The sequence below is a fragment of the Saccharopolyspora cebuensis genome (assembly GCF_039542665.1).
GTDB lineage: Bacteria > Actinomycetota > Actinomycetes > Mycobacteriales > Pseudonocardiaceae > Saccharopolyspora > Saccharopolyspora cebuensis.
In genome coordinates this window covers 79436-102271 of the sequence record NZ_BAABII010000020.1, presented here as the reverse complement: position 1 = coordinate 102271, position 22836 = coordinate 79436, and the positions used below count along the sequence as shown (strand labels likewise).

Below are 22836 nucleotides of genomic sequence, written 5' to 3'. Positions count from 1 at the left end.
GCCGATGACCACACCCGAGACCCTCCCGTACGACCCGGGCCGGGTACCGGTGCTGCGGCGCTGGTCGGTCCGGGCCCTGTCCTGGGGCGGCGGAGCACTCGCCGCCCAGTCCCCGCAGCGGGTCGCCCGGGTGCTCTCGGCGGTGTCCCGAGGAGCCCGTCCGGCCACCGTCGCCGAGGCCGCGCGGGCGCGCCTGACCCTGGAGCGGGTCAGCCTGCCCTGCGCCGGTCGGGAGGGCTGCCTGCGCCGGTCGATCACCGTCGCGCTGCTGTGCCGGCTGCGGGGCTGCTGGCCCACCTGGCACGTCGGGGTCCGCAAGGTCCCGCCGCTGGCCGCGCACGCCTGGGTGGAGGCGGAGGGGGTCCCGGTCGGGGAGAACGTGTCCGCCGACTACTTCCGGCCGCTGCTGTCGGTCCCGCCCGCAGCACGCTGATGCGCGACGACCTGGGGCGCTTGGCGGACCTGCTGCGCGGCCGGGGACGCGAACTGGTGCGCGCGCTGCTGCTCGCGCTGCTCGCCTCGGCGGCGGCGATGGCGCAGCCGCTGGTGGTCCGCGAGCTGATCGAACGCACTCGCGACGGCGGGATCGCCTGGGCGCTGGTGGCGCTGCTGGCCGGGTTGTTCGTGGCGCAGGCGGCGGTCCGGGCCGCGTCGCACTACGTGCTGCAGCGCACCGGGGAAGGTGTCGTGCTCGGCGTGCGGCGGCGGTTGATCGACCGGTTGCTGGGCCTGCGCATGGACGTCTACCAGCGGCACCGGCTCGGCGATCTGCTCTCGCGCACCGGCACCGACAGCGCGGCCATCCGGGCGCTGCTCGCGCACGGGATCATCGACCTGGTCACCGGTCTGCTCGGCCTGGTGTCCTCGGTGGTGCTGATGCTGTGGCTGGACTGGCAGCTCTTCCTGGTCGTCGCGGTGACCATCACGATCGCGGGCCTGTCGCTGCGCACCGCCTTCGCCGGGCTGCGCTCGGCCTCGCTGCACGCGCAGCGGGCGCTCGGGGCGCTGAGCGCGGACCTGGAACGGGCGCTGGGGGCGATCCGGACGGTGCGGGCCAGCCGAGCGACATCCCGGGAGCACGCCCGGATCAGCGCCCGGGCGACCGAAGCGCACGACGCCGGGGTCACCATGGCCTGGCACCGCTCGCTGGCCGTGCCGGCGATGGAGCTCGCGGTCAACGGCTCGATGCTGGTGGTGCTCCTGATCGGTGGCCTCCGGGTGGCGACCGGAACCAGCTCGCTGGCCGACGTGGTGGCGTTCCTGCTGTACATGACGTACCTGACGACCCCGACCGCGACCGCGTTCGAGGCGCTGGCCACGATCCACGAGGGCAGCGGGGCCCTGCGCCGAGTCGAGGAGACGTTGACGTTGCCGGTCGAGGACGATCCCGCAGCCGGCGCCGCTCCCCCCGCGCGCCGCGGCGGCGCCGCGGTACTGGCGCTGGAGGACGTGCACTTCGACTACGGCGCCGAACCGGTGTTGCGCGGGATGTCGCTGCACCTGCCGCATCGCGGATGCACCGCGCTGGTGGGCGAATCCGGGGCCGGGAAGTCCACTGTGTTCGCACTCCTGATGCGCTTCTACCCGCCGCGCGGCGGCCGGATCCTGCTGTCCGGTGTGGACGCCGAAGAAATCGCGCTGGACGACTACCGGGCGCGGATCGCCTTGGTGGACCAGGATTCGCCGGTGCTCTACGGCACGTTGCGGGAGAACCTCTGCTACGCCGACCAAGGGGTCGACGAGCGCACCCTTCGTGAGGTGATCCGCGCGGTGCGGCTGGAGCGCCTGGTGGCCCGGCTGCCGCAGGGCCTGGAAACGGTCCTCGGCGAACGCGGCGGCACGCTCTCGGGCGGGGAGCGCCAGCGGGTCGCCATCGCCCGGGCGCTGGTCACCGATCCCGACGTGCTCCTGCTGGACGAACCGACCTCCGCGCTCGACGGCCGCACCGAAGCGGTGTTCACCGCCGCCCTGCGGCGGATCGCGGCCGAACGGGCCGTGCTGGTCATCGCCCACCGGTTCTCCACCATCCAGGCCGCCGACCGGGTGGTGGTGCTCGCCGACGGGCGCATCGAGGCGTCCGGGGACCACGACGAGGTGCTGCGGACCAGCGCGTTCTACCGCCGGATGGTCGGAGGCAGCGCGGCATGACGGCTCAGCGGGCCGATGCGAGGTGGCCGCCGCGCGCGGCGGCCACCTCGGCGAGCGCCACCTCGCGGGCGTAGAACCGGATCAGCTCGTGCATCCGGAACCGGACAGCGGACGGCGTCCCCACCGGTTCGACCAGGTGCACCGCGACCAGTTCGTCGAGGTACTGGCGGGCCCGGGCCGCGTCGACGCCGAGCGCGGCGGCCACCCGCCCGGCCGGGACCGGTTCGGCGCCCAGCGCTCCGACGCAGCGGAAGGCGCGACGGGCCTGCGGGCCGAGCCGCCGGTAGCTCGAGGCCAGGCGGGTGCGCACGTTGAGGTCGCCGATCACCAGCCCGTCCAGCCGGTGCTCCTCCGGGGCGAGGTCCTCGGCCAGCCGGGCGGCGCTGCGGGTGCCGGTGGCCAGCCGGGCGCCGACGATCCGCAGCGCGAGCGGGAGCCGTCCGCAGCAGCGCACGAGCGCGGTGACGTCGCGGGGCCGCGCACCGCCCGCCACCCGGTTGATCAGCTCGCCCGCGTCGTCGGCGGGCAGCACGTCCAGCTCCCACCGCCGGACCCCTTCCAGTCCTCCGAGCCGGGACCGGCTGGTGATCAGCGCGGCGCACGGCCCGGCGCCGGGCAGCAGCGGACGGACCTGGGCTTCGTCGGCTGCGTCGTCGAGCACCACCAGCGCCCGGCGGTCCGCCAGCCGGGCCCGGAACTCCGCCGCCCGCTCACCGAGGGACGACGGCGGCTCGGCCACGCCGAGGGCACGGAGGAAACCGCCGAGGACCTTCGCCGGATCGGCGGGTCGGCCGCGGCAACCGCGCAGGTCCGCGTGGAGCTGCGCACCGGGGAAGTCGGCGCGTGCGGCGTGCGCGACCTGGACGGCCAGCGCGGTCTTGCCCGCACCCGGTGGTCCCGTCACCAGCAGCGGGCCCGCTCCGCCGACGCCGCGGCGCAGCTCGGTGAGCTCGACGCGGCGGCCGACGAAGTCGGCCACCGGCGGCGGGAGCTGGCACACCGGCTCGGCACCGGCGCTCTCGGCGAGCAACCGCTGGTGGATCCGGCGCAGCTCGGGGCCGGGTTCGGCACCGAGCTCCTCGGCGAACCTGCGCCGGGCCGCCGCGTAGGCCCGCAGCGCCTCGGTCGAGCGCCCGTCCCGGTGCAGCGCCAGCAGCAATCGCGCCCAGGTGCTCTCCCGCAGCGGGTCGTCCCGCACCGCGGCGCGGATCCGGGGGAGCACGTCGCGGTGACCGCCGGTGCCGAGCACCGCGTCGAAGTACCGGTCCTGCACCTCGAGCCGCCGTTCCTCCCAGCGCATCGACTCGGCGGCCAGCGCGGGAACGTGCTCCAGCCCGGCCCACATCGGACCGCGCCACAGCCGCAGCGCGGCTTCCAGCGCCCGGACGGCCGCCGCGTGCTCCCCCGCCTCCAGCGCCCGGTGCCCCCGGGCGGCGAGGTCGTCGAAGCGATGCGCGTCGAGCTCACCCGGGCGCACCGCGAGCCGGTAGCCGAACGGCACGGTGACCAGCCGCGTACCGCGCGGATCGCCCAGCACCCGGCGCAACCTGCTGATGTAGAGCTGGAGGGTCTTGTCCGCCGACGGCGGTTGCCGCGCACCCCACAGCTCCTCGCACAGCGCCGACCGGGTCACCGCCCGGCCGGCCGCGGCCAGCAGCACTCCCAGCAGCGCCCGGGTTTTCGGCGCCGTCACCGCGCGCCACCCAGCACCCGAACGCACCTCGCAGATCCCCAGGATCCGGTAGCGCGTGGATTGAATGTGCAGCCCCCATCCCCCGAGCGGACTCCCTGCGCGATCTCGCAGATTACGCGCGTTCCCGGCGCCGACCGGCCGCGCTGACGCGTCCCCACACGCCCGTGTGACGTGGTCGAGCGAGGCGGCGCGGTACCCGGCCGAGGAGGGCTGCAGGAGAACGGGGACAGCAGCGGGGCGACGGTGGTCGGTCCGGGTCCGAGCGCACCGCGGCACGATGGTGGGGCCAGCGGACTTCCCGTAGGACACCACGCCGCGCAGGCCGAAGCCGCGACCGGCCAGGCAGCCGGTGGCGATCGGTCCGGCGCCCACAACAGCGCGAACCGGGTGCACCCGACGTTCTCAGCACGCCCCACGAGCGGCCAACGACCGTCGATCAGGGACGCGGGGCGCCGTTGAAGTTGACCCGCAGCGAGTACAGCGAGGTCGTCGCCGTGATGTAGAGGTGGTTGCGCTCCACTCCGCCGAAGCACAGGTTCGAGGTGACCTCGGGCAGCCGCAGCTTGCCCAGCAGCGTGCCGTCCGGGTCGAAGCAGTGCAGCCCGTCGTGGGCGCCCGCCCACAGCCGTCCCTCGGCGTCCATCCGGATCCCGTCGAGTCCGCCCGCGTCGCTGGTCGCGAACAGCTCACCCCCGCTGAGACCGCCCTGCGGGGTCACCGAGAACCGGCGGATGACGCTGGGATCGGCACCGGTATCGCTGATGTACAAGGTGGTCTCGTCCGGGGTGAACACCAGGCCGTTGGGCCGGACGAAGTCATCGGCCACCACGCGCACCTCGCCGGTGCCGGGGTCGATCCGGTAGACGTGGCATGCGCCGATCTCGCTCTCCGCGCGGTGCCCTTCGTAGTCGCTGTCGATGCCGTAGGCGGGGTCGGTGAACCAGACCGAACCGTCCGAGTGCTCGACGAGATCGTTGGGGCTGTTCAGCCGCATCCCCCGGTAGCGCTCGGCGAGCACGGTGGTGGTGCCGTCGTGCTCGGTGCGGGTGATCCGCCGCTCACCCTGCTCGCAGGACAGCAGCCTGCCCGACCGATCGGTGGTGTGCCCGTTGGCGTACCCGGCGGGCTGCCGGAAGACGCCGACCGCCCCGGTGGTCTCGTCCCAGCGCAACACCCGGTCGTTCGGGATGTCGCTGAAGACGAGGTACCGGCCGCCGGCGAAGTACGCGGGGCCTTCGGTCCAGCGGCACCCGGTGTGCAGCCGTTCGACCCACTGGTCGCCCCCGCAGTTCCGGAACCGCTCGTCGAGCACCTCGAACTCGGTCCTGATCGTGTCCACGATCCACCTCTTCCGCGTCGTTCCGCCGGATTCAGAGCGTCGTCACGGCCTCGACCAGCAGGTCGGCCGCCGCCCGGACGTCTTGCGGTGTGCTCCAGCGTCCCAGCGACAACCGCAGCGCGCCCAACGCCCGCTCGCGGGACAAGCCCATCGCCGTCAGCACCGGCGACGGGGTGCGCAGGCCGCTGTGGCAGGCCGAACCGGTCGATGCGGCCACGCCGGGGACCGCGGCCAGCAGTGCGTGGCCCGCCACGCCGTCGATGCTGACGTTCAGGGTGTTGGGCAACCGCTCCGCCACCGGTCCGTTGAGCCGGACCCGTCCGGGCAAGGCGGCCACCAGCCGTTCGTGCAGTTCGTCGCGCAGCGCGGTGATGCGTTCCCGTTCGGGGTCGGCGATCCCGGCGGCCGCACCGAACGCGACGGCCGACGCGACGTTCTCCGTCCCCGCGCGCCGCCCGCGTTCCTGACCACCGCCGTAGCCGACGGGCTCCAGCGCGACGCCGTCCCGGACGTAGAGCGCGGCGATGCCCTTGGGGGCGTACACCTTGTGCCCGACCAGCGTCAGCAGATCGACGCCCAGCGCCCCGACGTCCAGCCGGATCTTGCCCGCCGCCTGAGCGGCGTCGCAGTGGAACAGCGCTCCGGCCGCCCGGGACCGGCGGGCGAGTTCGCCGACCGGCTGCAAGGTCCCCGTCTCGTTGTTGGCGGCCATCACCGACACCAGCACCACGTCGTCGTCCAAGCACTCGGACAAGGCGTCGGGGTCGACCACGCCCTCGCCGTCCACGGGCAGGACGGTGACGCGCGCTCCGTGCAAGCGCCGCAGCGCCTCGCACGTCGCGAGCACCGCGGGGTGCTCGGTGGCCTGCGTGATCACGCGCGGACGTGGCGAGCGAGCCGCGAGCACCGCACCCCGGATCGCGAGCTGGTCGGCTTCCGAACCCGTTCCGGTGAACACCACCTCGTCCGGCGCCGCGCCGATCCAGTCGGCCACCTGTCCCCGCGCCTCGGCCAGCGCCCGCTTCGGCTCCTCCGCGTAGCGGTGCGCGCTGCCGGGATTGCCGAACCAGTGCGCGAGGTGCGGCCACATCACCTCCGCGACCCGGGGGTCGACCGGTGTGGTGGCGTTGTAATCCAGGTAGATCGGCCCCGCCGCGAGAGCGGCTGGGAGTTCGGCCACGCCGGACCTCCTGCGATGTCGGGGACGTGCGCACGGTAGCGCAACGCTCGCCGCCTGCCCCGGCCTCAGAGGTTCTCGCAGCGCACCTCGGCGGGGCGGCAGCGGCGGTCTCGGCACGAGACGCGGGACCCGGCGCGGGCCCCGGCCGGTCGGCCTCAGCTCCTGGCGACACCCGGGTCGAGCGAGCTCTCGATGCGCCGCAGCCGGTCCGCGATCTCGATCTGCGCGGCGAGCTGGCCCAACTGCAGGCACTGCTCGGCGGTCAACTCCTCTTGGCTCGCCGCGAGGACCTCGAGCTGGCGCAGGGCGATCTCCCAGGGGTTCTCCTTCGACGTCATGGCAACGATTCTCCGCCGGTTCGGCGTCCCGGCACAGGACCGCGCGGGTTTTCCAGCCAGGCGGAGGACGATGCGGCGAACCCCGCGCTGCGGTACTCCGCGTCAGCACCGCACTCACATTCGGTAGCATCCTGTCGCCGAGGGTGCTCGCACCGTCGCGCAGCGTCGCCGACCTCGGAGCGGTCTCCCCGGGGACGCGGTGCGACACGCCACCCAGCACCACCGACCGACCTGAGGATCCCGCTCGCCGATGTCCGACCACGCTCCCGCTCCCGCGGTCCGTCCCTCCGGCGCGCCGGCCCGCAACGCCTTCCTGATCACGATGCTCCTGACGAGCGGGGGCGCCGCTGCCGCGCTGCTGAGCGCACCCGGGGAGGCGCGCCTGGTGGTGGCCTGGATCGTGGCCACCAGCGCCGCGCTCGTCTGCACGTGCGTACCGCTGGCCGTGCACGGGAAAGCGGCCGCCCGCTGCCACCAGCAGCGGGCCGAAGCCGTCGAACGGCACTACCGCGTCCAGGTCCGGGCCGCCGCCGACAATGCCGCGCAGCAGCACCGGACCCAGGCCGATGCCGTCCGCGCCGAGTACGACGAGGTCGTCGCGAAAGCGGTACCGGATCTCGCACGCCGGCTCCGCGGTGGCGCATCGGCCGAAACCGTGCGCGGGAAAGCGGACCTCACCGGTTATCCGCACCACGGGGAACTGCTCGAAGCCGTGGTGACCGAGCTCGGCACCAGCGAGCGAGGCCGGGCCGCCCGGCTCGCCACCTGCGCGACCGCGGCCGGACGGGTGCAAGCGCTGGCGACCGGGATGCTCGCCGACCTGCGCGACATGCAGCGCCGGCACGGCGAATCCGACGAGGTGCTCGGCGATCTGTTCGAACTCGACCACCGCACCTCGCAGATCAGCCGCGTCGCCGATACCGCAGCGGTGCTGTCCGGGGCGCGGACGGGACGCTCGTGGCCGCGACCGGTCGCCATGGAAGGCATCCTGCGCGGTGCCGTGGGCCGGATCGATGCCTACCGGCGGGTCGTCCTGCATTCGGCCTGCGACATCGCGATCACCAGCCATGCCGCGGAAGGCGTGATGCGTGCGCTGGCCGAGCTGATGGACAACGCCACCCGCTTCTCGCCGCCCGACGAGGCCGCGCACGTCTACGCGGAGGAGAACCACCGGGGCGTGGTGATCACCGTCGAGGACGGCGGTCCCGGCATGCCGCGGCGGGCTCGGGAACGGGCGCTCCGCGCGGTCGGCCCGGAACCGTTGGACCTCACCGAGACGTCGGCGGGCACCCGGCTGGGCCTCGCGGTGGTGGGCTGCGTGGCCCGCGAGCTCGGCCTGACGGTGTCGTTCCGCCCGTCCTCGCGCGGTGGGACCGGTGTGGTGGTGCTGGTCCCGCGCGCCCTGCTGGCGGAACCACCGTCGCGGGAGGTCCCCGCGGAGCGACCGCGGTCGGGGGAGCCGGACGAGTTGCCCCGACGTCTCCGCGACGAGCCCGCGACCGATCCCGCCCCGGACGGGGGCGCCGAGCAGCCCGCGCCGGCCCGGTTCGACGCGTTCCTCGACGCCCTCGTCCGGCCCTCGACCGAGCGCGGCTGACGGGCACGACACCAGATTGGAGGCAGGCGTGCTTCCGGGCGCCCGCAGCACCATGACCGCAGACACCGACCCCAGCTCGCTGCTCCGCTGCTTGCTCGACGGCCGCCGGCCCGCCGCCCACCGCGCCGTGGTGCCGTCCCGGAATGGTCTCGCGCTGCCCGGCACGAGTGGTCTCGGCCGGGACCGCGCCGAGGTGTTCGCCGCCGTGGCGAGCGGGCTCCAGCCGCCGTCCGCCAGCGCCTCGGCGTCTCCGGGCATTGGTCCCGGGCTGGTCCACCAGTCGAGGAGCGAGTTCGACGGCGGGATGCTGGTCGTCGTCGATGCCGGTGAGGGCGCCCGGCGCGCCCACGACGACGTCGATCCGGGGCAACGCGGCCGCGCCATGGCCGCTCGGGCCGAGCGTGCGGGTTGCCACCTCAGCGCACCACCACGGTGTTCCAGCACCGCGGACGGCACGTGATGCCCGGGCACGACCACGACCCCGGTCGCTTCTACACCGTCACCGGCGGGCGCAGCCGGGTGCGGGAGAACGCGCTGGACCTGGCCACGATGATCACGTCGGTGACGGATCCCGCGCCCGGGATGCCGTCGGAGTGGGCGCACATCCTCCGGTTGTGCCGGAGGCCGCTCGCCGTCGCGGAGATCGCCGCACGCCTCCGGCTGCCGGTCGCCGTGGTGAAGATCCTGCTGTCGGACCTGCTCGACGCGCACCGGATCACCGCACGACGCCCCACCACCGGTCCGCCCGACGACGCGATCCCGGACCCCGAACTGCTCCGGAAGGTGCTCAGTGGTCTCCGCAGGCTCTGACCGCCCGGTGCCGGACTCCGCGCGGGAGCGGAACACCGCGGGCAGCGCACCCGCCGACGCGCTCCCGCGCCCGAGGAGGAGCGCTGGGTGCCCGGCGCACCGACCGGCACCACCACCGCACCTCGGCACGCCCTTCGGAACCCCGGCGAGCCGGGCCGGACCGGCGTTCCGCCGTCGTTCGACCCAGCCCCGTAGTCCCGCGGCGGTGTTCCGCGCGCCGACCACCCCGAACCCAGCACCGGGAGAGCTCCTGCCATGAACGACCTGCGCGACGACACCAGGACCACCACCGGCCCCCCTCCGCCCGAACGACCGCGGGTCATGCTGCATGGCCCGGAGTTCCAACGCCGTCCCGCCGAGCTGTACCGCCAGATCCGCGTCGCGCACGGCCCGGTCGCCCCGATCGAGCTCGACGGTGGCCTGCCCGCGTGGTTCGTGCTCGGGTATCCGGAGATCTGCCAGGTCACCGCGAATCCGGCGCTGTTCGCCCGCGATCTTCGACGGTGGTGCTCCTGGGAGCAGGTGCCGAGCGGCTCGCCGATCCCGCCGTCCGCAGGCGATGCGCTCAACCTGCTGTTCACCGAGGGAGCGGAACACCAGCGCCGCGTCGAAGCCGTCGAAGAGGTGCTCGACGGCATCGACCCCTTCGAAACGCGCACCGGGTGCGAGCAGATCGCCGACGAGTTGGTGGACGGCTTCGCCGGGGACGGGCACACCGATCTGATCCCGCGGTTCGCCCGCGAACTGCCGCTGCGCGTGCTGGCCCGCCTCTACGGGATGGACGACGGCGAAACCGCCGCGCTTCGGGAAGGACTTGCCGAGGGGTTCGAGGGGCACGAGCGGCTCCTCACCCGGATGCGGGAGCTGGCCGAGCGCAAGCGGGAACACCCGGGACCGGATCTGCCATCGCGCCTGCTCGCGCACCCGGTCGCGCTCGGCGAGGAGGAGTTGCCGAGCGAGCTGCTGCTGATGTTCACCACGGCGCACCGGTCGGTGGCGGACTGGGTCGGCACCGCGCTCCGGCTGATCCTCACCGAGCCGCGGTTCGCGACGACCTCGACCGGTGGTCCCCGCAGCGTCGACCGGGTGCTGACCGAGGTGCTGTGGGAGGACGCCCCGATCCAGAACGTCCTCGGACGCGTCGCGACCCGGGACACCGACCTCGGCGGACAGCGCATCCGGGCCGGCGACCTGCTGGTCCTCGGCGTGGCGGCCGCGAACAACTCTCCGCGCCTGCGACCGGGCCGGTGCTCCGATGCGGTCGGCAACGAAGCCCACCTGGCCTTCGGCCGCGGCGAGCACGGTTGTCCGCACGCCGCCGTCGAGCTGGGACGGTGCATGGCGCGGAGCGCCGTCGAAGTCCTCCTCGACCGGATTCCCGACCTGACCCTCGCGGTACCCGCGGACGAGCTGACCTGGGAACCGTCGGTGTGGACCCGGAGCGTGAGTTCGCTCCCGGTGCGCTTCACGCCGATCCCCGGCTGAACGCACCGAGGTCGCCCATGGCGTGCCGCGCTCGCTCCCGGCAGGACCGCGGTTGTTCGCGTCCCGACGGCGTGCACGTCGCCGCCTCCACCGGAGGACGTCGCCTCCCCGGCGGTCAACGGGTGGGGCAACGCCCGCAGGTCTGCTGCCCCGCCCTGATCCGGCGGTGCATTCGGGCACCGACACCGGAACCGGGGCCTCACGCCTCAGGCGGCGTGGCTGGTTGTGCCCTCGAGTTGCGGTACCGGACCATGGAATTCCCACAGCGACGTCGAAGAGGTATTCGTGGAGCCACCAGAGCAGGTCATCCGTCGGCAGGCGGCGAGCCTCCGGGCGATCGCGCAGACCGGCCTCGCCTACAGCGGTGACGAGTCCGACCACGAGCGGTACCGCGCGATCCGGACCGCTGCGGACGCATTGATGGAACTGGTGACCGCCGAACCGCTGCCCGCCGAGCTCGACCGCACCACGGTCGCCGATGCCGGCTACGCCACTCCGAAGGTGGACGTACGGGCGGCCGTCTTCGACGAAGACGAGCGCGTTCTGCTGATGCAGGAGCGTTCGGACCAGCGCTGGTCGTTGCCCGGCGGATGGTGCGATGTCGGCGAGTCCCCCGGTCAGGCGGCGTGCCGCGAAGTGCTGGAGGAAGCCGGGGTCGCGGTCCGGGCCACGAGGCTGGCCGCGGTCCTCGACCGCGAGAGCCGTGGTCACTGGCCGCCGATGGCCGCGCACGTGTACAAGTTGTTCTTCCTCTGCGAGCGCACCGGGGCCCCGGACCGGAACGCCGAGCCGCTGGAAACGCTCGATGTCGGGTGGTTCGCCTTGGAAGCGCTTCCCGAGCTGTCGACGAGCCGCATCACCGAGGAGGAGCTGCACCTGCTCCGCGATGCCCACCGGGACCCGTCCCGCCCCGCCGTCTTCGACTGAACCGGCTCGGTCGACCGCTCGGGGCCGGCCGCGCGTCGGGTTCAACGCCTGCGGTCGCGGCAGGCGCCCCGGCGCGGAACCGACCGCCCCGGTTCGAGCCGGGTGGCAGTCCACTGCGGGGCCGTGCTGCTGCCGACGGGTCGCGGGGAACGCCTCCCCGGCCAGCCCTGAGCACGGACGTTCACGCCGAGTCGCCCACCGGGCGGGGACCACGAGCGGAAACCGCACGCGGGTGGACCGGCGCACCGCGCGCAGCACCCACCGCGCGGCCCGGCGGATCGCTGGGTGCAGGTACCACCGCGTGCCCAGGGCGACCCCCGTACCGACGAGGTCCGCCCGCTGACGGGTCCGGTCCTGGCACATCGCTTCCTCCTGGTCTTCTCCGGACGGCGCCCGGAGGAGCCTCCCGCTCGTCGGTCTGCGTTCGCCGCTTTCCCGCGGCGAACGCGTACGCTTCGGCACCCGGCTCGATGGGGTAGCACTGCTCGTTCCGCTCGCAACGCGAAGTCCGGTGCGTCGACCTCCGGCAGCCCGACCCGTGTCCGCCGGGCTCTCGCCGACCGCGGAAGCGGATCGGCCGGTGGCCGGCTCGATCGCACAGCACTACGGTGCCGCACCCGCCGTGCTCGGCGCACCGGCCGAACGGCCAGAACTCCCCCTCGGGCGCGTTGTCGCTGTTCAGCGCGCCCCGTGGAGCGGTGGCACGGGTCCGTTCAGACCAGCCGCTGACCGAAAGGACTAGACGGTTCTGCCGAGCAATGGCCGATCGGCCGATCCAGCCTGACACTTCGGCCGATCTCAACGTTCTTCCCCGTTCCTAGCGTGGACCACATCGGAGCCAGCGATCCGGTCCATTGCGGACGATCGCACCGAGGCTGCACAACGGCGCGGTCGAAGCAGGGCTTCTCCGGATCTCCGGAGACCGACGAAGGGATGGACGACGTGCACGGCAAGGCTTTCGCACCGGAGTACCAAGGGTCGTTGAACGGCCTTTCGGTCAACACTTCCTACGAGGACGTTCTGCTGGCCGCACGACAACGGGAAGGATCTGCGCTGCGCAGCGGCCGGAAGCTCGAACTGGCGCAGGCCAAGCTCGCGGTCGCCGAAGCATGCCGCCGACTGGGTCGGCTCGACGAGGCGGAATCCGCTTGGCGCGACAGCTACCGATCCGCGAAGGACTGCGCCGCTCTCGCCGCGATGTCGTGGGCACTGTGGAGCGGTGGAACGCTCGCGAGGCAGCGCGGCCGCCTCGACCTGGCGCTGCGCTGGCTCGGGTGGGCACGTGAGCTCGGGCGTCGCGCCGGCGAGCACCTCCCCTACGGCTACGCCTCGGCGGGCATCGCCGAGACGCTGCGCATCCGAGGTGACCACCATGAAGCGCGGGAACTGCACCTCGACCTCCTCGCCGAGGCGCGGGAGCGCGGCGAGTGCCGGCACATCGTCTGGGCGCTCGAGGGCGTCGCGCAGCTCGACCGCAACACCGGCGACCTCAGCTCGGCGTGGGAGCGATTCGCGGAGGCGGCGCAGGTGGCCTCCGACGGTGGTGACCACCGCGGTCACGCATGGGCGCTGCGAGGACAAGCCGACGTGCTCTCGCTGCGGGGACGGCCCGAGGCTGCCTTGGAACTGCTGTCCGAGGCGGAGCGGACCTGCCGGGAGATGGACCTGGCCAGCGCGTTGGCCTACAACCGCAAGATGCGCGGCAACGTGCTCTTCCGGGCGGGGCGCTATGCGGACGCGGCGGAGACCTACCAGGACGCACGGGAGCAGTTCGACGCCATAGGCGAACCCCGTGGCACCGCGCTGGCCAGTCTCGGCTCGATCAAGTGCCGGAACAAGCTGCAGCCCGATCGTTCGCGCACGGAACGGGAGCTGCGTTCCCTCCTGCGGTCGCTGTCCGGCTACGGATTGCGGCAGACCGAACGGATGGTGGAGCAGGCGATCGCCGAGCTGGCCGAAGAACCGGACCCAACAGCCGCTCGTACGCAGACGCCTGACGACACTACGACGGGAACGCGGGAAACGGCCTTGTCCGGAGGCCTTTGTGGATGATCACGGAGCTCATGAGCCGGCCTCGCAGCCCTTGGCCGACCGCGGGGTTCCAGGTATTGCTCGGGTTGCCGCCTTGAGCGGAGAGAGGAGTCGACGAGTACGGCGATCGGAGGGCTGACTTGGCGATCATCGCACCTCCGCCGCAGAGCGGAGCCGTGATGCCGTTCGGGCCTGAGCTTCGCACGAATGGGCAAGTGGATGCCTGCCTGGAACCGCCCACCGCGCGGTTGCCCGACGGCGCAGCTGCTCGACGGCGCGGTCCCTCGACGGCGCGGTCCCTCGACGGCGCAGTCGCTTCACAGCGCGGTCTCCACAGCGGGGCTGTTGTGCCTGGACACGTGTACGTGGGCAGTGAAAGGCACCATTCCCCCTCATGACCGGAAATGCGCCGCAGCGGGGAGCGCGCGGCGGGGCGACGAGCATGCGGTCGCGGTGCCGGTGCATCCCGGATGCGCGGGGACTCGCCGCCGCCACCGCTCGAAGCGATGCCGTGCCGGACTCCGCACAACGGGGCATGAGCCGTGCGAGGCGGCTGATGTGCACGTCGGGTACGGGAGCGCTGCGGCGGGCGCACGCGTGCCGTCGACGCGGGCGGATCGGGAAGCCGACCGACTACGACCGGCTTCCCCCGGCACTCAGTAGTCGTCGTCGCCGTACACGACCATGCCGCGCAGGTTCCGCCCTTCCTGCATGTCGCGGTACCCGATGTTGATGTCCTCCAGCTTGTAAGTCGTGGTGACCAGCTCGTCGAGCTTCAGCGTGCCGTGCCGGTAGAGCTCCAGCAGGCGGGGGATCTGGGTCCGGGGACTGACACCGCCGAAGATCGCGCCTTGCACCCGCTTCTGCAGCAAGGTCAGCTCGAACAGGCCGATGGAGGCCTCGAGCTGGGTCGCGTCTCCCATTCCGGTGACGACGACCTGCCCGCCCTTGGCGGTCATGGCCAACGCGGGTTGGAGCTCGTCGCCGTGCACCTCGCCCATGGTGAGGATGGTGGTGTTGGCGTTCTGACCCCAGGTCAGCTCGGCGACCGGCCCGGTGGCCTCCTCCATCGAGGCGAAGGCGTGGGTCGCGCCGAGTTCGATGGCCTTCTGCCGCTTGAACTCCACGGGATCGACCGCGACGACGTAGCGCGCGCCCGATGCGGCCGCCCCTTGGACCGCGTTGATCCCGACCCCGCCGACGCCCACGACGACGACCGTGTCCCCGACCCGGGTGTCGCCGATCTCGGTCGCCGAACCCCAGCCGGTGGACACCCCGCAGCCCAGCAGCGCCGCCTTGTCCAGCGGGATGTCGTCCTCGATCTTGATCACGGACGCCTCGTTGACCGTCACGTACGGCGCGAAGGTCCCGAGCAAGCACATCGGCACCAGCGGTTCGCCGTTGAGCTGGGCGCGGTACGAACGGTCGGAGATGGATTGCCCGCTGAGCAGCAGCGCACCTTCATCGCAGAGGTTCTGCAACCCGCGCGAGCACGGGCGGCAGCGCCCGCAGCCGGGGATGAAGGCGAGCACCACGTGGTCGCCCTCCTGGAGTCCCGAGACCTCGGGCCCCACCTTGGTCACCACTCCGGCGCCTTCGTGACCACCGATGACCGGGTAGAACGCGACCGGACTGGCACCGGTCCGCACGTGCTCGTCGGAGTGGCAGAGGCCGGAGGCCGCGAGCCTCACCTGCACTTCGCCGGCGATCGGATCACCCAGGTCGATCTCTTCGATTTCCCAGTCCTTGCCGGGTCCGCGCAGCACCGCAGCCTTCGTCTTCATGACCACTCCTCGTCGAATGGGATCAGACACGCGCCTTCCCGAGCATGGAAAACCCGCAGAACCCCGTCAAGGACGGGTTTCGCACCCGCCTCACCCGGCGATGGCACCGACGGCGCGAAAAGCCGTCGTCATCGCGGCCGGAACGGGCGCCACGGGGGCGTCGACGGCCACCGGACTGCCGCCCGAACGGAGCACCCGCGCGGACCGCTCGGACGCACTTGGCGTCCGCTGTGGACATTCTTCTTCCCACCATCGGTGCCGACCTGCCATAGTCGGCAGGTGCTCGGCAACGAATCCGCGCTCGTGGGGTCGCGGTTCTCCGGCTGCCGCCGTCGGGACCCTCCGCCTCACCTGGCTGCTGGTGGTGGGCGGTGCGCCCACCTGCTCGATCGACGGCCATCGGCCGGGTGACCATCAGCCATCATCGGGCGAAGTGGCAGAGCGACCAGCACGACGTACCGGTCGGGCGACGCCCCAGGACGACCACGGCACCGGCTTTCCGCGCTGCTGCGGGATCAGCCGCACCGTCCCGCGCGACGTGGCGCGGGGCAGGCCGGATCGGCACCGAACTCCCGCGCACCGGACGCCGCTCATGACCCGAACGCGGTGCGCGCCGCAACGCGCGCTCGAGGACCAGGAGGCGGCGTGGCCGGAGAAGTGACCACCCCGATGCTGCCGTGCGGCTCGATCGACGAGATCGAGGACTTCTACTCGATGCTCGGCTTCTCGCGGACCTACCGCCAGGTGCGCCCGAACCCGTACCTCGTCGTGCGCTTGGAGGACGTGGACCTGCACTTCTACGGCCTGCCGGACTTCGACCCCGCGGGCTCCCACGGCAGTTGCCTGGTCTCGGTGCCCGACATCGTCGCGCTGTTCGACTCCTTCGCCGCCGGAATGCGCGCCGCGCACGGCAAGCTCCTGGTCACGGGGATCCCCCGGATGACGCGACCGCGCAAGCGGAAGAACAGCGGGGGCCGGACGGGGTTCAGCGTGGTCGACCCGGCCGGGAACACCATCCGGTTCTTCCCGACGCGCCAGCGGACGACGACCGGAACGGCTCCGGCGGGCCGGCTCGGCACCGCCTTGGAGAACGCGATCGTGCTCGGCGACTCCAAGGGCGACGAGCGGCAGGCGGCCAAGATCCTCGACGGGGCGTTGCGCCGCGAGCAGGAGTCCGCGTCACCGGTCGAGCTCGTCGAGGCGCTCGCCTACCGCGCCGAACTCGCGGTGCGGCTCGACGACACCTCGGGGTCGACGCGGCGCTGGCCCGGATCGAGGCGACCGGACTCACGGCGGCGGACCGGGAACGGCTCGGCGATGCCCTCGCCGTCGCCCACGATCTCGGCCGGAGCCGCTGATCAGGACGGGAACCGACTGGCGATCACTCGAAAACTCGTTCTAAGGTGAACGGGTCGGCGCGCGAGGGGAAGCGCTGCGCCGACCGCGACGGGCCGGCCGCCTGCCCCGGCGGCGCGGCCCGTCACCCCTCCGACGAACGCCGGCGGACCGTCGAGACGATGCCGTACCCGAGCGCCACCAGGACCAGGGCGCCGGCCAGCGGCAGCGCGACCATCAGCATGATTCCGCCACCGATGTTCGCGCCGATCACCCCGGCGGTGATCATGCGCGCGGACACCCCGACGAGCAGCCCGGCGACGAGCAGCAGCCCGAGCACCACGCCGTGACGGCGGCCGAGCCGACCCCGACGGGATTCGCGCAGCAGCACCAGCGCGCAGCCGAGGACGATGAGCGCGGTGACCGCGACCACCGCCCCGTTGACCCACGACGGCAAGCGCAGCGGCTCCACCAGGTAATCGGCGTGATCCGGCGAGACGCTGGACTGGTCGCCGATCACGTACCAGAACGCCACCGGTGCGGCCAGAGCGAGCAACACCACCGCGGACCAGACCACCACGTCTCCTCACGCTACGTCGTGCGATATCAACGCAGCGTGTCGCCCGCATCGACCGGCTGTCAAGAAAGCCCCCTCGTCGGCACGTCGGCGAGACCGACGTTCACCCGCGAGTCGGCACGACGGACCGTTTCACGGTGATCGACGTCGGGTAACCACCACTACCAGATCCGTAACGACGGAGGAGGTTTGGGGTGCAGGCCGACATGGCGTCTCTGGTCGTAGTCCTGGTAGGCGCGGCGGTCGTTTTCATCGATGGCCGCCTCATCTGGCGCAGCGGCGCCACCTATTTGGAGGAGGTCTACTCCGATTCCAAGGTAGCCGATTCCGTCAACCGGCTCGTCGCGGTGCTCTTCCACCTGGTGGTGCTCGGACTGCTGGCGATGATCTCGGTGACCTCCTCCGCCAACACCGTGGAGAGCGTGGTCCTGCGCATCGGCGTGGTCCTGCTCGTCACCGCCCTCGCGCACGGCATCACCATCCTGGTGCTCACCCGCATCCGGCGGAAGCAGCGCCAGCAGCGCATCCAGGAGGAGATCGCGGTGCAGACGCAGAAGGCTGCCGGACCGATCGACGAACCGTGACCGACGGCGAGCGCTCCCGCCGCCGTCCCGGGCCGGTCCCGTCTCCCCTGCGCGGGACCGGCCCCTTCCACGCCTGCGATCCGAAGAGGACGGTGGTCCTGCCCGAGGACCGCGCTCAGCCCGAGAATCACTCGCAAGGGTGGTGAGTGAGGGGCACCTTCATCCGGGGTTAGCCGGATGAAGGTGCCCCTCACCTGGCGACGAAGACCGGTTCGGGTGACGTGGCCCGGGGGATGGGGTGCTCGCCGTCGGAGGTGTGCGATCCGGCCGTGCCCCGGTCGTGAGGCCTTCCGGGTGGGTGCCGTGCGGACCGGGGGTTCGCCGCGTGTCGTGCTGATCCCGGCCGTTGCCGCCGCCGCAGGTCACCTCGCTCGTGGCGGCGGGTGCTCCGCGAGGGCGGTCGTCCTTCGTCGTCGCGAGGCGTCGGGACGCCAGCCGGTCGTGGATGCCTCCCCTCCGCGTCGAGGTTCGGGGACGGGGCGGTGGGTGTCGGAGGTGGCGCCTACCCTGCCGGGCATGTCTCGTGCTCGTGGGTCGCGTCGGCGGCCGGTGGGGATCTCCGGCGAACTCGGCGAGGCGCTCGCCGCCCCGGTCGCGGGGGAGCACGTGGACGAGGTGGTGCTGGGCGCCGAGCACGTGCCCGAGCCGCTGGTGTCCGGGCGCGACGCCGGGACGGTGCCGGACGTGGTGCTGTCCGGCAGCCGGTGGCGGCGCGGGCGGCTGACCGGGCTCCGGTGGCGGCGGTGGCGGTGCCGGGACGTGGTCTTCGAGGGCTGCGACCTGTCCGGGGTGATCGTGGAGGACGGTGCGCTCGACCGCGTGGAGTTCCGGGACTGCCGGATGAGCGGCGTGGTGCTGGCCGGGGCGAAGCTGACCGACGTGCTGTTCAGCGGGTGCAAGCTCGATCTGGCCAACCTGCGGATGGTCGAGGGGCGGCGGGTCGAGTTCACCGACTGCGCGCTGCCCGAGGCCGACTTCCACGAGGCGCGGTTGAGCGGCGGCCGGATCGAGGACAGCGAACTGGGCGGGGCCGACTTCACCGGTGGCTCGCTGCCCGGCCTGCGGCTGCACGGTTCCGGGCTGCGCGGACTCGTCGGCGCTGAGGCGCTGCGAGGTGCGGTGATCGGTCCCGACCAGGTGCTCGACGTGGCCACCGCGTTGTTCGACGCCGCGGGCATCGCGGTCACCGATCGAGGTCAGAGCGCGGCGACGTAGACGGTGTTGGCCGAGCGCGGACCGCCGTAGGGGTTGTCGAAGGCGACGGTGTGGGCCTCGGTGCGGGTGAAGACCGCGCCGAGCGCGGCGCGGAACTCCTCGTCCGGCGGGTCGTCGGACCACAGCGCGAACACCCCGCCCGGCCGCAGCTCGGCGGCGAGCCGGCGGAGCCCGTCGACGGTGTAGAACGGCTCGTGGGACGGCGCCAGGACGTGCCGGGGCGAATGGTCGATGTCGACCATGATCACGTCGAACCGGCGGCCCGGTGCCGCGGGGTCGAGCCCGTCACCGGCGGCCGCCAGCGCGAAGAAGTCGCCGTGCACCAGCGCCGTCCTCGGGTCGCCGGTCAACCGCCCGGACAGCGGCAGCAGCCCCCGGTGGTGCCAGTCCACGACCTCGGCCAGCCCTTCCACGACGGTCAGCGACCGGACCCGGTCGTCGTCCAGCGCGGCGGCCGCGGTGCAGCCGAGACCGAGTCCGCCGACCAGCACGTCCGCCGATCCCCCGGTCAGCTCGGCGAGCCCGAGCCGGGCCAGCTCCACCTCGGCGGTGGTGAACAGGCTGGACATCAGGTACTCGTCGTCGAGCTTGACCTCGTAGACGTCCACGTCCAGCACCGGGTCGCGCCTGCGGCGCAGGCTGATCGCACCGATCGGCGTCTCCTGCCAGTCGAGCTCCTCGAACCGGGCGCTCATCGCCACACCTCCTCCGCCGCGATCGCTCCATTGTCGACGACCGCCGCGCCGGGGCCGACCCGGGTCACTCCGCCACGAGCTCGTCGAGGACGTCGGCGGCCACCCGCTCGCCGATCAGCAGGCTCGCGGTCGCCGCCGGTGACGGCGCGTTGAGCACGTGCACCGCGCGGGGCGCGCGGCTGATCACGAAGTCGTCGACGAGCTTGCCGTCGTCGTCCACCGCCTGCGCCCGCACCCCGGCGCCGTGGCGCAGCACGTCCCGCGCGGTCACCTCGGGCAGCATCGCGCGGACGCTGCGCACGAACAGCGGCCGGAGCGCGGAGCGCGCGAACTCGCCGATGCCGTAGCGCCAGTACCGGCGGGCCAGTCCCCGGCTGGCCGGATCGCGCAGCAGATCGCCGAGCATCCGGCCGTCCACGTCGCGCCAGCGGTAGCCGTGTCGGGCGAAGGCGGGCACGGCGTTGGGACCGATGTGCACCGTGCCGTCGAGCATCGGGGTCAGGTGGATGCCGAGGAACGGCAGCGCCGGATCCGGGACCGGGTAGACCGGTCCGCCGACGAGGTGCTGCCGCTCCGGGCGCAGCGCGAAGTACTCGCCGCGGAACGGGACGATCCGCACCGGCGGCGTGATCCCGCTCAGCCGCGCCACCCGATCGCTGTGCAGACCGGCGCAGTTCACCAGGGCCCGCGCCCGCACCGTCGCGTCCCCGGCGGTGAGCACCACGCCGTCGCCGCGGCTGCGGATCCGCTCCACCGGCGCGCCGGTGCGGAGCTCACCGCCCAGTTCCGCGATCTCGGCCGCCATCGCGGCGCACACCTGGGAGAAGTCCGTCACGGCGGTCTCGGCGACGTGCGCGGCGGCCACCGCGGCGACGTGCGGCTCCCGTTCGGCGAGCTCGACCTTGCTGATCCGGCGCACCGTGACCCCGTTGGCGGTGCCGCGCTCGACCAGGGCGTCGAGCCGGGGCACCTCGGCGGGGCGGGTGGCGACCACCAGCTTGCCGGTGCGCCGCACCGGTACGTCGTGCTCGGCGCAGAACCGGATCATCTCCTCCGCACCGGCCCGCGCCATCCGGGCCTTGTGGCTGCCCGGGGCGTAGTACAGACCGCTGTGGATCACGTTGCTGTTGTGCCCGGACTGGTGCGCGCCCCAACGCCGTTCGGCCTCCAGGACCAGCACCGACGTGCCCGGCGCCGAGCGCAGCACCGCCCGCGCGGTGGCCAGTCCGACGATCCCGCCACCGATCACCACGACGTCCGCGTCCACCATCGCCCCTCCCGCTGCTCGACGCTGCGACTGTATACAAACGCAGCGGAGATGAGAAGTGGATACGCTTCCGGACGTGACACGAGCCAGCGCCGGACCGATCGCCGAACGCCTGCGGGAGTGGATCCGGCGCGGAGTGCTGCGCCCCGGGCAGCACCTGGTCCAGGAAGAACTCGCCGGTGAGCTGGGGGTGAGCCGCATCCCGCTGCGGGAAGCGCTGCACGGGCTGGCCGCCGAGGGGCTGATCGCGGTGCAGCCGCACCGGGGCATGGTGGTCGCCGAACTGGGCCGCGCCGAACTGGCGGAGCTGTTCGAACTGCGGCTGCGCCTGGAGCCGGCGCTGGCCGAGGAGGCGGTGCGCGGCTGCCGGGCGCGCGACGTGGAGGCGCTGCGCGCGGCGGCCGAGCGGATGCGGGAGCAGGGTGCCGACGCCGAGGGGCGGGCCGTCGAGAACTACCGGTTCCACCGCCGGATCTACGAACTCGCCGAGCAGCCGCTCTCGCTGCGGTTCATCGACCAGCTCCTGCACCTCGTCGAGCCCTACAGCAGGCGCTGGGTCCGCTCCGGGCACGACCTGGCCCGCATCGACGCCGAGCACGACGCGATGGTGGCGGCGCTGGCGGCCGGGGACGCCGGGGCGCTGCGCGCGGCGATCGTCGCGCACGTCGAGGGCGCCCGCGACCACGTGCTCGCCGCGCACGGCTGAGCGGATCCGCGGCGGGGCGCTTCACCCGGACACCGGCGGCGATCCCCCGGCCGGGTCGTCGCGGTCGGGGGCCGCGGTGCGTAGCCTGACCAGCAGGTGATCCGGGTGGGACGAGGTGGCTGCGGTGCTCTGGACGATTCTCGGCTGGTTGGTGTTCGGCCTGGTCGCGGGCTTCATCGCCCGCGCGGTGGTCCCCGGCAAGGACAACATCGGACTGCCCATGACGATCCTGCTCGGGGTGCTCGGCTCGGTCGTCGGCGGCCTGCTGTTCGGCCTGCTCACGGTGGGCGTGCGGGGCTTCGAACCGGCGGGGTGGATCGGCTCGGTGATCGGCGCGGTGATCGTGCTCGTGGCGTACAACAAGTTCACCGGGCGCAAGGGGCGGGCCAGCCGCTGAGGTACCGCGGCGGGCGTCAGGCGATGACCCGGCGCAACTCCTCCCGGCAGCGGCGGTAGAACTCCACCGGGCCCCCGCCTCGCCCTCGGCCGCGAGCTCTCCCCAGCGGTCCCAGCAGGTGCGCCAGACCGCCACGGCCACCTCCGCCACCAGCATCCCCGGGTCCTGGTCGGGAGACCTCTCCCCAGGGGTTTCGCCGGTGATCGCCGTGCTCGCGGTCTCCGCGCTGCTGATGATCCGCAACGAGGCGGTGCTCAGCGTGGCCCTGCCCGGGCTGATGGCGGACTTCGACGTCTCCGCCACCACGGCCCAGTGGCTGACCACCGGATTCATGCTGACCATGGCGGTGGTCATCCCGACCACCGGCTTCCTGCTGCAGCGGTTCACCACCCGCGCCCTGTTCGCCGCGGGCACGGCGCAGGCCGCCGTGGCGCCCGGCTTCGCCGTCATGCTGCTGGCCCGGGTGATCCAGGCCTGCGGCACCGCGATCAGCCTGCCGCTTGCAGCAGCTCGCCGGTGCCGCCGGTACCGCGCTGCTCGTCGCGGCCATGTCGCTGGGCGCGGCCGAGGGCGGCGGCGCTCGCGCAGACCGCGGGCACCCGGGACGCGTTCGTCCTCGGCGGCTGCGTGGCGCTCGTCGCGGTGCTCTGCGCGCCGTTCGTCACGCGCCTGCGCCAGGACGACGAGGGCTGATCCGCCGAGGTGCGGCGGGCCGGTCGGGCGACGGC

The 22836-nt window shown here is 73.0% G+C and carries 22 protein-coding genes and 1 pseudogene; 15 read left to right on the top strand and 8 right to left on the bottom strand.

All coding sequences use genetic code 11. The annotated features are described in order from the left end of the window. The first annotated feature begins 4 nt into the window (after positions 1-4). Both ABD976_RS27135 and ABD976_RS27130 read left to right on the top strand, forming a co-directional pair. Positions 5-433, top strand: a complete 429-nt coding sequence (locus ABD976_RS27135) for a lasso peptide biosynthesis B2 protein (RefSeq protein WP_345367922.1) — start codon at positions 5-7, stop codon at positions 431-433. Continuing rightward, positions 433-2148 (top strand): ABC transporter ATP-binding protein, encoded by a 1716-nt coding sequence (locus ABD976_RS27130; RefSeq protein WP_345367921.1) that lies wholly within the window; start codon positions 433-435, stop codon positions 2146-2148. Before ABD976_RS27135 ends, ABD976_RS27130 begins: the two co-directional genes overlap by 1 nt. 4 nt (positions 2149-2152) lie before the next feature. On the opposite strand, the gene ABD976_RS27125 is transcribed toward ABD976_RS27130, so the two are convergent. The 4 genes from ABD976_RS27125 to ABD976_RS27110 form a co-directional block, all read right to left on the bottom strand. Next, positions 2153-3841 (bottom strand): AfsR/SARP family transcriptional regulator, encoded by a 1689-nt coding sequence (locus ABD976_RS27125; RefSeq protein WP_345367920.1) that lies wholly within the window; start codon positions 3839-3841, stop codon positions 2153-2155. Between the two features lie 436 nt (positions 3842-4277). Continuing rightward, positions 4278-5180 (bottom strand): SMP-30/gluconolactonase/LRE family protein, encoded by a 903-nt coding sequence (locus ABD976_RS27120; protein WP_345367919.1) that lies wholly within the window; start codon positions 5178-5180, stop codon positions 4278-4280. A gap of 31 nt (positions 5181-5211) precedes the next feature. Then, on the bottom strand, positions 5212-6360 hold the full coding sequence (locus ABD976_RS27115) for a cysteine desulfurase family protein (protein WP_345367918.1): 1149 nt from the start codon (positions 6358-6360) through the stop codon (positions 5212-5214). 155 nt (positions 6361-6515) lie between these two features. After that, positions 6516-6698, bottom strand: coding sequence for a hypothetical protein (locus ABD976_RS27110; RefSeq protein ID WP_345367917.1), 183 nt, complete (start codon positions 6696-6698; stop codon positions 6516-6518). A gap of 250 nt (positions 6699-6948) precedes the next feature. Here ABD976_RS27110 and ABD976_RS27105 point away from each other — a divergent pair, with 250 nt between their 5' ends. From ABD976_RS27105 to ABD976_RS27080, 6 genes are all read left to right on the top strand, one after another. Then, positions 6949-8295 (top strand): sensor histidine kinase, encoded by a 1347-nt coding sequence (locus ABD976_RS27105; RefSeq protein WP_345367916.1) that lies wholly within the window; start codon positions 6949-6951, stop codon positions 8293-8295. 52 nt (positions 8296-8347) lie between these two features. Further along, positions 8348-8755, top strand: a complete 408-nt coding sequence (locus tag ABD976_RS27100; RefSeq protein ID WP_345367915.1) for a roadblock/LC7 domain-containing protein — start codon at positions 8348-8350, stop codon at positions 8753-8755. Next, on the top strand, positions 8755-9105 hold the full coding sequence (locus ABD976_RS27095) for a DUF742 domain-containing protein (RefSeq protein WP_345367914.1): 351 nt from the start codon (positions 8755-8757) through the stop codon (positions 9103-9105). The genes ABD976_RS27100 and ABD976_RS27095 overlap by 1 nt, the downstream gene beginning before the upstream one ends. 255 nt (positions 9106-9360) lie before the next feature. Then, positions 9361-10590 carry a cytochrome P450 family protein gene (locus tag ABD976_RS27090; protein ID WP_345367913.1) on the top strand — a complete coding sequence of 410 codons (1230 nt, stop codon included), beginning with the start codon at positions 9361-9363 and terminating at the stop codon, positions 10588-10590. 285 nt (positions 10591-10875) lie between these two features. Then, positions 10876-11517 (top strand): NUDIX hydrolase, encoded by a 642-nt coding sequence (locus ABD976_RS27085; RefSeq protein ID WP_345367912.1) that lies wholly within the window; start codon positions 10876-10878, stop codon positions 11515-11517. A 933-nt stretch (positions 11518-12450) separates the two neighbouring features. Continuing rightward, positions 12451-13569 (top strand): tetratricopeptide repeat protein, encoded by a 1119-nt coding sequence (locus ABD976_RS27080; RefSeq protein WP_345367911.1) that lies wholly within the window; start codon positions 12451-12453, stop codon positions 13567-13569. A gap of 635 nt (positions 13570-14204) precedes the next feature. On the opposite strand, the gene ABD976_RS27075 is transcribed toward ABD976_RS27080, so the two are convergent. Next, on the bottom strand, positions 14205-15332 hold the full coding sequence (locus tag ABD976_RS27075) for an NDMA-dependent alcohol dehydrogenase (protein WP_345367910.1): 1128 nt from the start codon (positions 15330-15332) through the stop codon (positions 14205-14207). Between the two features lie 645 nt (positions 15333-15977). On the opposite strand from ABD976_RS27075, the gene ABD976_RS27070 reads away from it, so the two are divergent. Continuing rightward, positions 15978-16739 (top strand): VOC family protein, encoded by a 762-nt coding sequence (locus ABD976_RS27070; RefSeq protein WP_345367909.1) that lies wholly within the window; start codon positions 15978-15980, stop codon positions 16737-16739. 73 nt (positions 16740-16812) lie between these two features. Here ABD976_RS27070 and ABD976_RS27065 read toward each other — a convergent pair whose 3' ends face one another. Then, the gene (locus ABD976_RS27065; protein ID WP_345367908.1) at positions 16813-17244 is read right to left on the bottom strand and encodes a hypothetical protein; all 432 of its coding nucleotides are present in this window, start codon (positions 17242-17244) and stop codon (positions 16813-16815) included. Between the two features lie 194 nt (positions 17245-17438). Here ABD976_RS27065 and ABD976_RS27060 point away from each other — a divergent pair, with 194 nt between their 5' ends. Both ABD976_RS27060 and ABD976_RS27055 read left to right on the top strand, forming a co-directional pair. Continuing rightward, on the top strand, positions 17439-17828 hold the full coding sequence (locus tag ABD976_RS27060; RefSeq protein ID WP_345367907.1) for a hypothetical protein: 390 nt from the start codon (positions 17439-17441) through the stop codon (positions 17826-17828). 516 nt (positions 17829-18344) lie between these two features. Then, complete coding sequence (locus tag ABD976_RS27055; protein WP_345367906.1) at positions 18345-19043, top strand: pentapeptide repeat-containing protein; 699 nt, start codon at positions 18345-18347, stop codon at positions 19041-19043. Here the strand turns inward: ABD976_RS27055 and ABD976_RS27050 are convergent. Both ABD976_RS27050 and lhgO read right to left on the bottom strand, forming a co-directional pair. Then, on the bottom strand, positions 19025-19738 hold the full coding sequence (locus ABD976_RS27050; protein ID WP_345367905.1) for a polyamine aminopropyltransferase: 714 nt from the start codon (positions 19736-19738) through the stop codon (positions 19025-19027). The genes ABD976_RS27055 and ABD976_RS27050 overlap by 19 nt on opposite strands. Before the next feature lie 64 nt (positions 19739-19802). Further along, positions 19803-21008 (bottom strand): L-2-hydroxyglutarate oxidase, encoded by a 1206-nt coding sequence (gene lhgO, locus ABD976_RS27045; protein WP_345367904.1) that lies wholly within the window; start codon positions 21006-21008, stop codon positions 19803-19805. A gap of 73 nt (positions 21009-21081) precedes the next feature. Between lhgO and ABD976_RS27040 the strand changes: the two genes are divergently transcribed. The 4 genes and pseudogenes from ABD976_RS27040 (at position 21082) to ABD976_RS27025 (ending at position 22801) form a co-directional block, all read left to right on the top strand. Beyond that, the gene (locus ABD976_RS27040) at positions 21082-21711 is read left to right on the top strand and encodes a GntR family transcriptional regulator (RefSeq protein ID WP_345367903.1); all 630 of its coding nucleotides are present in this window, start codon (positions 21082-21084) and stop codon (positions 21709-21711) included. A gap of 124 nt (positions 21712-21835) precedes the next feature. Further along, entirely contained in the window at positions 21836-22108 is a 273-nt protein-coding gene (locus ABD976_RS27035) for a GlsB/YeaQ/YmgE family stress response membrane protein (protein ID WP_345367902.1), read from the top strand. Between the two features lie 232 nt (positions 22109-22340). Then, positions 22341-22607, top strand: a pseudogene (locus ABD976_RS27030) (MFS transporter); the annotation flags it as partial. A gap of 17 nt (positions 22608-22624) precedes the next feature. Beyond that, entirely contained in the window at positions 22625-22801 is a 177-nt protein-coding gene (locus tag ABD976_RS27025) for a hypothetical protein (protein WP_345368040.1), read from the top strand. The last annotated feature ends 35 nt before the right edge of the window (positions 22802-22836 follow it).

What these genes read in the sequence shown, in the direction of transcription:
- ABD976_RS27130 (WP_345367921.1), top strand. Translation starts at nt 433, where the DNA reads ATGCGCGACGACCTGGGGCGCTTGGCGGACCTGCTGCGCGGCCGGGGA.
- ABD976_RS27055 (WP_345367906.1), top strand. Translation starts at nt 18,345, where the DNA reads ATGTCTCGTGCTCGTGGGTCGCGTCGGCGGCCGGTGGGGATCTCCGGC.
- ABD976_RS27110 (WP_345367917.1), bottom strand. Translation starts at nt 6,698, where the DNA reads ATGACGTCGAAGGAGAACCCCTGGGAGATCGCCCTGCGCCAGCTCGAG.
- ABD976_RS27095 (WP_345367914.1), top strand. Translation starts at nt 8,755, where the DNA reads ATGCCCGGGCACGACCACGACCCCGGTCGCTTCTACACCGTCACCGGC.
- lhgO (WP_345367904.1), bottom strand. Translation starts at nt 21,008, where the DNA reads ATGGTGGACGCGGACGTCGTGGTGATCGGTGGCGGGATCGTCGGACTG.
- ABD976_RS27080 (WP_345367911.1), top strand. Translation starts at nt 12,451, where the DNA reads ATGGACGACGTGCACGGCAAGGCTTTCGCACCGGAGTACCAAGGGTCG.
- ABD976_RS27135 (WP_345367922.1), top strand. Translation starts at nt 5, where the DNA reads ATGACCACACCCGAGACCCTCCCGTACGACCCGGGCCGGGTACCGGTG.
- ABD976_RS27105 (WP_345367916.1), top strand. Translation starts at nt 6,949, where the DNA reads ATGTCCGACCACGCTCCCGCTCCCGCGGTCCGTCCCTCCGGCGCGCCG.
- ABD976_RS27075 (WP_345367910.1), bottom strand. Translation starts at nt 15,332, where the DNA reads ATGAAGACGAAGGCTGCGGTGCTGCGCGGACCCGGCAAGGACTGGGAA.
- ABD976_RS27100 (WP_345367915.1), top strand. Translation starts at nt 8,348, where the DNA reads ATGACCGCAGACACCGACCCCAGCTCGCTGCTCCGCTGCTTGCTCGAC.
- ABD976_RS27090 (WP_345367913.1), top strand. Translation starts at nt 9,361, where the DNA reads ATGAACGACCTGCGCGACGACACCAGGACCACCACCGGCCCCCCTCCG.
- ABD976_RS27050 (WP_345367905.1), bottom strand. Translation starts at nt 19,738, where the DNA reads ATGAGCGCCCGGTTCGAGGAGCTCGACTGGCAGGAGACGCCGATCGGT.